General features: G+C 53.1%; 12 protein-coding genes. 11 read left to right on the top strand and 1 reads right to left on the bottom strand.

All coding sequences use genetic code 11. The features are described from left to right. Positions 1-276 precede the first annotated feature (276 nt). The 11 genes from ruvC (at position 277) to secF (ending at position 9,757) form a co-directional block, all read left to right on the top strand. Positions 277-774 carry a crossover junction endodeoxyribonuclease RuvC gene (gene ruvC, locus Q0482_RS08840; protein ID WP_299145553.1) on the top strand — a complete coding sequence of 166 codons (498 nt, stop codon included), beginning with the start codon at positions 277-279 and terminating at the stop codon, positions 772-774. Then, positions 771-1,376 (top strand): Holliday junction branch migration protein RuvA, encoded by a 606-nt coding sequence (ruvA, locus tag Q0482_RS08835; RefSeq protein ID WP_299145552.1) that lies wholly within the window; start codon positions 771-773, stop codon positions 1,374-1,376. Before ruvC ends, ruvA begins: the two co-directional genes overlap by 4 nt. Positions 1,377-1,379: 3 nt before the next feature. Then, positions 1,380-2,474 carry a Holliday junction branch migration DNA helicase RuvB gene (gene ruvB / locus Q0482_RS08830; protein ID WP_299145550.1) on the top strand — a complete coding sequence of 365 codons (1,095 nt, stop codon included), beginning with the start codon at positions 1,380-1,382 and terminating at the stop codon, positions 2,472-2,474. Then, positions 2,461-2,673 (top strand): DUF2905 domain-containing protein, encoded by a 213-nt coding sequence (locus tag Q0482_RS08825; protein WP_299145549.1) that lies wholly within the window; start codon positions 2,461-2,463, stop codon positions 2,671-2,673. The genes ruvB and Q0482_RS08825 overlap by 14 nt, the downstream gene beginning before the upstream one ends. A gap of 2 nt (positions 2,674-2,675) precedes the next feature. Continuing rightward, positions 2,676-3,947 (top strand): SpoIID/LytB domain-containing protein, encoded by a 1,272-nt coding sequence (locus tag Q0482_RS08820; protein ID WP_299145547.1) that lies wholly within the window; start codon positions 2,676-2,678, stop codon positions 3,945-3,947. Between the two features lie 365 nt (positions 3,948-4,312). Continuing rightward, positions 4,313-5,332 carry a tRNA preQ1(34) S-adenosylmethionine ribosyltransferase-isomerase QueA gene (queA, locus tag Q0482_RS08815; protein WP_299145546.1) on the top strand — a complete coding sequence of 340 codons (1,020 nt, stop codon included), beginning with the start codon at positions 4,313-4,315 and terminating at the stop codon, positions 5,330-5,332. 9 nt (positions 5,333-5,341) lie between these two features. Then, positions 5,342-6,451, top strand: a complete 1,110-nt coding sequence (gene tgt, locus Q0482_RS08810) for a tRNA guanosine(34) transglycosylase Tgt (RefSeq protein ID WP_299145544.1) — start codon at positions 5,342-5,344, stop codon at positions 6,449-6,451. A gap of 61 nt (positions 6,452-6,512) precedes the next feature. Next, complete coding sequence (gene yajC / locus Q0482_RS08805; RefSeq protein ID WP_299145542.1) at positions 6,513-6,989, top strand: preprotein translocase subunit YajC; 477 nt, start codon at positions 6,513-6,515, stop codon at positions 6,987-6,989. Continuing rightward, positions 6,986-7,579 (top strand): 5-formyltetrahydrofolate cyclo-ligase, encoded by a 594-nt coding sequence (locus tag Q0482_RS08800; protein WP_299145541.1) that lies wholly within the window; start codon positions 6,986-6,988, stop codon positions 7,577-7,579. The genes yajC and Q0482_RS08800 overlap by 4 nt, the downstream gene beginning before the upstream one ends. A 4-nt stretch (positions 7,580-7,583) precedes the next feature. Further along, positions 7,584-8,831: a protein translocase subunit SecD gene (gene secD / locus Q0482_RS08795; RefSeq protein WP_299145540.1), complete on the top strand. Its 1,248-nt coding sequence runs from the start codon at positions 7,584-7,586 to the stop codon at positions 8,829-8,831. Next, positions 8,831-9,757: a protein translocase subunit SecF gene (gene secF, locus Q0482_RS08790; protein ID WP_299145538.1), complete on the top strand. Its 927-nt coding sequence runs from the start codon at positions 8,831-8,833 to the stop codon at positions 9,755-9,757. Before secD ends, secF begins: the two co-directional genes overlap by 1 nt. Positions 9,758-10,094: 337 nt before the next feature. Here secF and Q0482_RS08785 read toward each other — a convergent pair. Then, positions 10,095-10,577: CPCC family cysteine-rich protein (locus Q0482_RS08785; RefSeq protein WP_299145536.1), on the bottom strand; the 483-nt coding region annotated here is incomplete at its 5' end.

The following is a 10,577-nucleotide window of genomic DNA, read 5'->3' as shown; positions in this document are numbered from 1 at the left end:
CAGATTCACGCGCTTAGATATAGAATTCATGGTCCAGATTCCTGGGCCCATTATACTGCGGCGTAAGCCGCCACCACAACCCTCAGCGCCAAAGGCGCTGTCAAACTTAAAAACCCTCCGGCCCGCAGGGCCGGTCAATCCTGAGAACCCTGCCCTCTGAACCTTAAGAATCCCCGCCGGCGGAGCAGGTGTCAACCTTTCCCTCTGAACCTTTTGAACTATGGTATAATGTAAGAGTTAAGAACAAACTTTTCAGCCATGAAGACAGGAGGAGCTATGCGTGTATTAGGCATTGACCCCGGTACCGGACGGTGCGGGTTCGGGGTGGTGGACAAGGTGGGCACCGCGATTACCCCTGTCAATTACGGCGTTATTGAAACCTACAAGGACCAGAGCGACCTGGAGCGGCTGAACATTGTGTATGAAGGCATCTGCGAACTCATTGCCGCCTACCGGCCCCAGTTCATGGGGGTGGAGACCCTCTATTTCAATACGAATATCACCACCGGCATCAAGGTGGCCCAGGCGAGAGGCGTCATCCTTCTGGCGGGGTATCGGCAGAATATACCTATTGTGCCGGTGACGCCGCTGCAGGTGAAGCAGCAGATGACCGGCTACGGCAGGGCGGGAAAGAAGCAGGTCATCGAGATGGTGAAGCGGCTCATGGGCATAAGGAAGAATATTGATCCCGACGATGCGGCGGACGCGCTGGCCATCGGGCTTACCGCCGCCTACCATGTGGAGCACCGTCAGTTGTATGGGGGAATGAAATGATTGGATATATCAGAGGAAAGGTAACTGCGTTATTTAAGGACGCCTGCTTTCTGGAGGCCGGCGGCATCGGCTATCGGATTTTTATTTCCGATAAGACAAGGCAGCAGCTTGTAAACGGAGAGGAAGCAAAGCTTCTGACCTACATGGCAGTCCGGGAGGATGCCATCCTTTTGTATGGATTTCTGGGAGAAGAGGAGTACGAGCTCTTCCTCCTTCTGATTTCCATTTCAAAAATCGGGCCCAAGGTGGCCATGGGCATTCTGTCCGCCATGACGCCCTCCGCCTTTGTGGGAGCGGTGAAGACCCAGAGTGTGACAAAGCTCACAAAGCTGCCGGGCATCGGCAAGAAGACGGCGGAAAGGCTTCTGGTGGAGCTGAAGGATAAAATCGGCGCCTTTGCGGTGGAAGATGTGCCGGAAGAAAAGGCGGTGCCGGCGGTGGAGGAAAATCCTGTCACCGGCGAGGCGGTAAAGGCCCTCATGAGTCTGGGCTATGAAATGGATGAAATCACGCCGGTGCTGGGCAGGCTGGCCGGCTCCTATGATAATGTGTCGAAGCTGGTGAGCGCGGCACTTCGCGAATTTGCAAGAAACCGGGAGTAATGTATGAATAATAAGTATATAAAAAGTCTGGGTGGCGAAGATGAGGAAGAGGTGCTCGGCAGCAAAGGCCGCATCGTTTCCACAGAGGAAATGCCGAAGGATGAGTGGCAGACCTCTCTCCGCCCCCAAAGGCTGGATGACTACATAGGTCAGGAAGCCTTCAAGAAGAATCTGAAGGTGTATATCGCCGCCGCCAAATCAAGGAAGGAGGCACTGGACCATGTGCTTCTCTACGGGCCGCCGGGGCTGGGAAAGACCACCATGGCAAAAATCATTGCCAATGAACTGGGGAGCCAGTTCAAGGTGACCAGCGGCCCTGCCATTGCAAGGCCGGGAGAGCTGGCGTCCATCCTCACTACCCTCCAGGACCATGATGTGCTTTTTATCGATGAAATCCACCGGCTGAACAGGAATGTGGAGGAAATCCTCTATTCCGCCATGGAAGACTTTGCTTTGGATATTGTCATGGGGAAGGGCACCGGTGCCAGCTCCATCCGTATCGACCTGGCCCACTTTACATTAATCGGTGCCACCACCAGGGCAGGCTCCCTGTCTGCGCCTCTCCGGGACCGTTTCCTCATTACCAACCACATGCAGTTCTACGAACCGGAGGAACTGAAGAAAATCATTACCAGGGCTGCCCGCATTCTGGGCATTGACATCGAGGACAGCGGTGCCGAAGAAATCGCCCGCCGGAGCCGGGGCACGCCCCGTATCGCCAACCGCCTCCTGAAGCGTATCCGCGACTTTGCCCAGGTACAGGGAAGTGCCATTACGGCTGACATTGCCTCCGAAGCCCTGGCGGCCCTTCATGTGGACGACATCGGCCTCGATGACCTGGACAATGAAATCCTGAAGGCCATCATTTATAAATTCAACGGCGGACCTGTGGGTATCGACACCATTTCTGCCGCTGTCAGCGAGGAAAGGGCCACCATTGAAGATGTGTGCGAGCCCTATCTCATGCAGATCGGGTTCATTTCCAGAACCCCCAGGGGACGCATTGCCACCGCCGCGGCCTATGACCACATAGGTGCCCCCTGGCACAGCAAAGAGGGAGAGACAAGCCTCTTTGAAGGTGACCATGGGGACCGGTAAGACTTTAATCATTATAGGCATCCTCTTTATACTGGCAGGCCTCTTCTTCATGGCAGGGGGAAAACTCACTTTTCTGGGTCATCTGCCGGGGGATATCCATTTTTCCAAAGGAAATACGGAATTCTATTTCCCTGTCATTTCCTGTATCCTTGTGAGCGTTATCGGCACCATTCTTCTTAATATTTTTTTCAGAAGGTAATCATGATGAATAAAAAAATATGGACAGCGCTGCTGCTCCCCTTTGCCCTTTCCTTTGCCGCCCTTCCGGCGGACGCCGAATCCATTCCCATCCAGCGGAAAACGGTGATTTCCCATAAATCTGCTCCGGTCAGGAGAGCTCTTCCCCAAAGGAACACCGCCACTCCCAAAGCGGAGAATAAAGCCTCAGGTCTGGGCCCTGATGTGGAAGTGGGACTTCTTACCTCCGGCGAGGTCACCGTCACGGGCCTTGCGGATTTCAAGGCGGAATCGGCAGGAAAGGTGGTAGGGAAATATGGAAACGGCACCCGCCTTTCCATTTCCAGAAGCGGGAACACCATCCTTCTGAACGGTAAAAAAGCGGGGGACAAGGTGTACCTGACCACCGGAAACAGCGCCCCAGCCTTTGCTGTAAAGGGGAACCGCTACCGGGGAAAAGTGAAGCTTATCCCTTCTGCCTGGGGCAGCGGCGTTACGGTGGTGAATGCGGTGCCCATGGAACTTTACCTCCAAAGCGTGGTGCCGTCGGAGGCCGTGCCTTCCTGGAAATTGGACGCCCTGAAGGCCCAGGCCGTGGCAGCCAGAACCTATGCCGTGTACCATAAGAACGGCTACCGCTCCTCCGGCTACGATGTCACCGACGATACCCGGTCCCAGGTCTACTCCGGCGTATCTTCGGAAACGGATGCTACCAGCCGGGCGGTGCGGGAAACTGCCGGTGAAATCGTCACCTACGGAGGAAAGCCTATTGATGCCCTCTTCCACTCCAGCGGCGGCGGGTATACGGAAAACAGTGAAAATGTATGGGGAAGCACCATTCCCTATCTCCGGGGCGTCAAGGAAGCCTATGTGGGAAATCCATGGACAAAGACCGTGCCCCTTTCCTCCTTTATCCGCACCATGAATAACTACGGCTATGGCGTGGGGAGCCTGAAGGGCATCAAGCTGTCGAAGCTCCGCATCGGGGAAGCCCACCGGAGCGCCGACCGCGGCGTCTCCGGCAGGGTGAAGAGCTTTACCCTCATCGGCAAAAACGGAAGCAGAACCGTTTCCGGTGATAAACTCCAGTCCATCTATGGCCTGGACAGCACCCTTTACGACCTTTCCGTCAAAGGAAGTAATCTCATCATCACCGGCTATGGCTACGGCCACGGACTGGGCCTCTCCCAGTGGGGTGCCGAAGCCATGGCGGAAAAGCAGGGAAACGGCAGGGATTACTATAAGACCATACTGACCCATTACTATACGGGAACAAAAGTGGAGAAAATGTATTGATATAGGGACATTGAAAGCGGAGAGTTATATGACTGAAGGCAGGTACGCAACGCCGCCGGAAGGCGGCCTTATAAACTCACAGCCGCCTATGGCGGCTATCCACAACCCTCAGCGGCAAAGCCGCTGTCAAACTTACGAACCCTCCGGCTCAACGGGCCGGTCAAACTTCAGAACCTTCCCCTGCTGAACCCTCTGAATCTTATGGCACGTATCCACCTGCCCTATTGTCTCCAAAGAAACAAGAAACAAGAAACAAGCAACAAGCAACTAGCAACTAGCAACTAGCAACAGTTCCCCCATTTGTCATATAATATAAAGGTTAACCCCAATAGCGTAATTTCAACGACAGGAGATAGAAAGTAACAATGAAACTAGAAGAATTCAACTATGACCTTCCCAAGGAGCTCATTGCCCAGGAACCGGCGGAACCCCGCGATTCCTGCCGGCTGATGATGCTGGACAAGAAAACCGGTGCCTGGGAGCACCATCATTTCCGGGATATTCTGGACGAAATCCGCCCGGGAGATGTATTCGTATTTAACAACACCAAGGTTATCCCTGCCCGGCTGTACGGGAAGAAACGGGAGACCGGCGGCAAGGTGGAAATGCTGCTTCTTACGCCCAAGGGCAATGATGTGTGGGAAGTGCTGGTCAACCCGGGGAAGAAAGCCCTTCCGGGAGTGGAAATCGAATTTTCGGACAACTGCTGGTGCAAAGTACTGGATAAGACAGAATTCGGCGGCCGGGTGGTGGAGTTCCACTACGACGGCAATTTCGACAGCCTTCTGGACCAGCTGGGCGAAATGCCTACGCCTCCCTATATCCATAAGAAACTGGAAAACAAGGATGAATACCAGACAGTATACGCCAAGTACAAAGGCTCTGCTGCCGCTCCCACGGCAGGCCTCCATTTCACGCCTGAGCTCATGGAGGAAATGAAAAAGAAGGGGGCGGAGCTCCTCTTTGTCACCCTCCATGTGGGCATCGGCACTTTCCGGCCGGTGAATGAAGAAAATATCGAAGACCATGAAATGCACAAGGAATGGTACACGGTGAACCAGGACGTGGCCGATGAAATCAATGAGGCCAGAAGTGAAGGCCGCCGCATTATTGCCGTCGGCACCACTTCCGTCCGTACTCTGGAGTCCGCCGGCCAGAGCGGCACCCTGGAAGCAGGCAGCGGCTGGACCCAGCTTTACATTTATCCGGGATATCAGTGGCATATGGTGGACGCCATCGTCACCAATTTCCATCTGCCCGAATCCACCCTCATTATGATGATGGCATCCTTTGCAGGAAGGGAGCATATTCTTGCAGCTTACGAGGAAGCGGTGAAGCAGAAATACCGTTTCTTCTCCTTCGGCGACGCCATGTTTATCAGATAAGGAAATCCTATGGTTATTAACTACGAACTCATTGCGGAAGATAAGAAGACCGGTGCCAGAGCGGGCCTCCTCCATACGCCTCACGGCACCTTCAAGACACCTATGTTCATGCCTGTAGGCACCCAGGCCACGGTGAAGACAGTGACGCCGGAGGAGCTGGAGGACATGGGCGCCCAGATTATCCTGTCCAATACCTACCACCTTTTCCTCCGTCCGGGTACGGAACTTATCCGGGAAGCCGGCGGCCTTCATGATTTCATGAACTGGCATAAGGGCATCCTCACCGATTCCGGCGGATTCCAGGTGTTCAGCCTGGGAGCCATGCGGAAGATTACGGAGGAGGGCGTCCATTTCCGCTCCTTCCTTGACGGATCGAAGCAGTTCCTCTCGCCGGAAGTGTCCATCCACGCCCAGGAGGATCTGGGAAGTGATATTGCCATGGCCTTTGACGAATGCATTCCCTATCCCGCGGACTATGACTATGCCGACCATTCCACCGCCCGCACCACCCGCTGGGCGGAGCGGTGCATCAAGGCCCATACAAGAAAGGATCGGGGCATGTTCGGAATCGTGCAGGGCGGAATGTACAAGGATCTCCGCCGCAGGAGCGCCGAGGAAATCTCCGCCATGCCCTTTGACGGCATGGCCATCGGCGGCCTGTCGGTGGGAGAGCCCCATGACCTCATGTATGACATTCTGGAGTACACCACCCAGTTCCTGCCGGTGAATAAAGCCCGCTACCTCATGGGGGTCGGCACGCCGGACTGCCTGGTGGAAGGGGTGGCCCGGGGTGTGGATATGTTTGACTGTGTCTTCCCCACCAGGGTGGCCAGAAACGGCATGGCCATGGTGCACACAGGCCGCATGAACATGAAGAACAAGAAATACGAAAAGGACTGGGCCCCTCTGGAAGAGGGCTGCCGGTGCTATACCTGCACCCATTACAGCCGCGCCTATATCCGGCACCTGTACAAGTCGGAAGAGCTCCTGGCTTTCCGCCTGGTCACCATCCACAATCTCTATTTCCTGCTCCAGTTCATGCGGGATATGAGACAGGCCATTATTGATGGAAATTTCACGGAATTCCGCGAAAATTTCATGGCGAACTACAAAAGATAAAGACATCCCCTTTGTTTTATGCTAAAATGATTCTATACGTTCGTTGGAGGTGAAGTTATAAGTGGAACAAGCAATGCACATTCTGAGCCTGGTATGGCCTTTCCTGATTCTGGTGGCAATCATGTATTTCTTCATGTACCGTCCTACCCAGAAGATGAAAGTGGAAAGAGGCCGTTTCCTCATGGCCCTGAAAAAGGGTGACAAGGTGGTGACTTCCGGCGGTGTCCATGGCACCATCAAGGTTCTCCGCGACAAGTACGTGGAACTGGAAATCGCTCCGAAGGTAGTCATCAAGGTTGAGAAATCCGCTGTCCAGCACTTTGAAGGCAAGCCGGCAGTAGGCGAAGCCCCGGTATCCGAAGTCATTCCGGAAGACAAGAAGTCCAAAAAGGATGAACCGGAAACCCAGGTGGTGGAAGAAGTAGTGGAAGTGGACGATCCAAAGGATGCAGGTACCGAAGTTATCGAAGAAGAAGTAGAAGTAGATGACAAGGACGCCGCAAAGGATGAAAAGTCCAAAACTGAGGTAAAGAAATGAAAGAGACGGATATTTCCTCTTCGGAAGTGAAAAAGGAAATCCGCCGGAAGATGCTCGCCTTACGGCGGGCTCTTTCTGATGATGAGGCAGTGAAGAAAGCGGAAAGCCTCACCTCATGGATACTCACTCTTCCGGAATACAAAAAGGCAAAGCGTATCATGGCTTTCCTTGCCATGAAAGGGGAGTCCAATCTGGACGGCCTTATTGCCCGCGCCCTTTCAGAAGGAAAGGAAGTATACGTGCCGGTATGCCTGCCGGAAAGACAGATGGAAGCGGGACGGCTCCTGGATATGGACCATTTTGTGAAAGGTCCTCTGGGACTCCGGGACCTGCCCAAGGGCTATGACACAGTCTCTCCGGAGGAACTGGACCTGGTGCTGGTGCCCGGTGTGGCCTGCGACAGGGAAGGAAACCGTCTGGGCATGGGCGCCGGTTACTACGACCGCTACCTTGTGCACGTGCCCTTTGAAAAAAGAATTGCTGCCCTCTGGGATTTCCAGGTGGCAGAAGCTATTCCCTCCGAGCCCTTTGACGAGAGAATGGCAAAAATCGTTACCGATAAAGGTATCATTGTAACGAAAAGAGGTTGAAGTTTTGGAAACAAAAAGGAAAGCCCCCTTAAGAAAGGGAGCTCTTGTCCGGTTCTGGGTGGTGATACTCGCCATCATCGGCGTCTTCGCTGCCGCCGTAGGACCGCTGGCGGGCCATATCCGCCAGGGCCTTGACCTGCAGGGCGGTACCCACATCGTCATGCAGGCGGAAGATACGCCCCAGAACAAGGTGACCCCGGAAGCCATTACCCAGGTCATCAATATCATGCAGAAGCGTGTCAATGAAATGGGCCTTACCGAACCGATTATCCAGCGGGAAGGTTCCAACCGCATCATTATCGAACTCCCCGGCGAAAGGGATCCCCAGAAGGCTATCGAAACCATCGGCAAGACCGCTGTCCTCGAATTCAAGGATGAAGAGGGCAATGTGAAGCTTACCGGTGAAGACCTGAAGAATGCCAAGGAAGAAATGGGCCAGAACAAGCAGCCTCTGGTAGCTCTCCAGTTCACCGATGAAGGGGGCAAGAAGTTCGGCGACCTTACCGCCGCCAACATCGGCCGTCACATCGGCATCTACCTGGACGGCGAACTCCTGACAAACCCTGTGGTGAATGAAGCCATTACCGGCGGCTCCGCTGTCATTACCGGACAGCGTACCCTGGAAGAAGCCAAGGACCTGGCCATCCTCCTTCGAAGCGGCGCCCTTCCGGTGAAGGTCTCGGTGCTGGAAGTGAGAACCGTGGGACCCTCTCTTGGACAGGACTCCAAGGATAAGTCCGTGGTAGCCTTTACCATCGGTATTTCCCTGGTAGTGCTCTTCATGATGGCTGTATACCGCATGGCCGGCTTCGTAGCCGACACCGCCCTTCTGGTGTATGTGCTTATCCTTCTGGGCGTGCTGAATCTCCTTCATGCCACCCTGACCCTTCCCAGTATTGCCGGCGTCATCCTGTCCGTAGGTATGGCGGTGGATGCCAACGTGCTTATTTTTGAACGATTTAAGGAAGAAATCGCGGCGGGTAAAATCCTCCGCCTGGCTGTGCAGGCCGGTTTCAAGCGGGCCTTTGTCACCATTTTCGATGCGAACATGACCGTCATCATTACCTCCTGCATCCTCTTCTTCCTGGGCAGCGCCACAGTGAAGGGCTTCGCCTTCTCCCTGGGCCTTGGCGTGGCCGTGTCCATGTTCACCGCCATTACGGTGAGCCGTACCCTCCTCATGCTCCTTATCGATGCCAGCTGGATTCATAACCCCTGGTGGTTTGGCGGGAAAAGGGGGTATGACAGATAATGTTTAAGAATTTCGATTTTATCGGCCATAAGAAAATCTGGTTTACCTTATCCGGCATCCTGGTGGTGCTCTCCATTATTTCTATCATCATGTTCCGTTTCAACTGGGGCATTGATTTCACCGGCGGCACCATTCTGGAACTGGGCTTCTCCCAGCCCGTTACCGTAGAGCAGGTCCGTGACGGTCTCCGCCAGGACGGCCTGCAGACATCCACCATCCAGCTTTCCGGCAATATTTCCGGCGAATCCGGCGACGATGTGATTATCCGTACCAGAAATCTGTCTTCCGAAGAAGCGCAGACCGTGGTGTCCCATGTGAATGACAAGGTGGGCGGCGCTGAAGTGAAGCGTATCGAAACTGTAGGCGCCGTCATCGGTTCCGAAGTGACCAAGAGCACTCTCCTCAATGTGCTTATTTCCTTCGGCGCCATGATTCTCTACATGTCCATCCGCTTTGAACACAGGATCGCCATTTCCGCCATCGTGGCCATCTGCCATGATATTCTCATGGTACTGGGGGTCTTTGCCTTCTTCCATCTGGAAGTGGATGCCTCCTTCCTGGCGGCTATCCTCACCGTTCTTGGCTACTCCATGAACGAATCGGTGGTTATCTTCGACCGAATCCGTGAAAACCTTCACACCCACAGAAGGACCGACAGCTTTGCCACCCTGGCGAACGACTCCATTCACCAGACCATCCGCCGCTCCCTCTACACCCTGACCACCACCCTCTTCTGCGTGGCATCCCTCTACTTCTTCGGCGGGGACACCACCAAGAACTTCGCTCTGGTCATGCTCATCGGCTTCATCTCCGGTGCCTATTCCTCCATCTGCGTGGCATCCAGCATCTGGGTCACCTGGCATGAACACCTTCACAGCCAGAGAAATGAACCTCATGCGGTGAAAGCGAAAAAAGCAAAGGCCTGATATGGCAGCAAAAAAGACTTCCCGAATTCGGGAAGTCTTTTTGATTTTGGGAGAACAGAGGGAATGTATTCTTGACGGAGAGAGCGATTAACCAACTCAGGATATGCAGATTCATAGTGCCAGAGGTTTATTATCTCATTATTGAGAAAAATGTCGTTTCTACCCTTTTATATTTTTTACTTGGCTTCTCAGCAAATTTTGGAAAAATCCTTGACAATTTGGCTATCGGCAGATATGATAAGTCTAGTTTGCTAAAGGATTTTTGTATCCTTTGAAAAAGAGCCGAAGTTTGGTAGCTTCGGCTCTTTTTCATATATTCTGCGTATCATATGTATTTTTACTCAGGAATGCCGTCTTTCTTATAACGGTAGCCAGGGTTGGCGGTGACCAGTCTTTTATAGCGTTTGCGGAAATCATTGAGACATAAGTCATTTGCACATCCTTCGAAATCGTTGGGGTGATGCTCCATCAGTCCGTCATCTTCCCATCCGCATTCCGGACAGATTTCAAAGCTGCTGTCTTCAGGAAATGTGTGCTTTCCACAAACCGGACAAGTATGGGGCTGGGGAATATAATTGGCATCCAGATAATTATAATCCGGATTTTTTTCTATTAGTTTGCGATATCTTTTTCTGTATTCTTTTAAGGATATACCATTTTCCAAATCAATAAAATCAGGGTCTTTGATTTGTTCGAGGTCATACTTCCATCCACATTGAGTACATTGCATTGCCATACCATAGTGGATATCATCTTCAGTTAAAGGTGAAAAGTAGAACTGATGACAAACGGGGCATTCTATTTCTTTAAATTTGTTTTT

Origin of the sequence: uncultured Dialister sp., assembly GCF_937959425.1 — a bacterium.
Classification (GTDB): Bacteria; Bacillota; Negativicutes; order Veillonellales; family Dialisteraceae; genus Dialister.
Note: the sequence above shows the minus strand (reverse complement) of the source record. Positions and strands in the feature narration are given on the sequence as shown.

Bases quoted from the DNA above. Each gene is read 5' to 3' on its own strand.
- ruvC (WP_299145553.1), top strand. From the start codon at position 277: ATGCGTGTATTAGGCATTGACCCCGGTACCGGACGGTGCGGGTTCGGG.
- ruvA (WP_299145552.1), top strand. From the start codon at position 771: ATGATTGGATATATCAGAGGAAAGGTAACTGCGTTATTTAAGGACGCC.
- ruvB (WP_299145550.1), top strand. From the start codon at position 1,380: ATGAATAATAAGTATATAAAAAGTCTGGGTGGCGAAGATGAGGAAGAG.
- Q0482_RS08825 (WP_299145549.1), top strand. From the start codon at position 2,461: ATGGGGACCGGTAAGACTTTAATCATTATAGGCATCCTCTTTATACTG.
- Q0482_RS08820 (WP_299145547.1), top strand. From the start codon at position 2,676: ATGATGAATAAAAAAATATGGACAGCGCTGCTGCTCCCCTTTGCCCTT.
- queA (WP_299145546.1), top strand. From the start codon at position 4,313: ATGAAACTAGAAGAATTCAACTATGACCTTCCCAAGGAGCTCATTGCC.
- tgt (WP_299145544.1), top strand. From the start codon at position 5,342: ATGGTTATTAACTACGAACTCATTGCGGAAGATAAGAAGACCGGTGCC.
- Q0482_RS08800 (WP_299145541.1), top strand. From the start codon at position 6,986: ATGAAAGAGACGGATATTTCCTCTTCGGAAGTGAAAAAGGAAATCCGC.
- secF (WP_299145538.1), top strand. From the start codon at position 8,831: ATGTTTAAGAATTTCGATTTTATCGGCCATAAGAAAATCTGGTTTACC.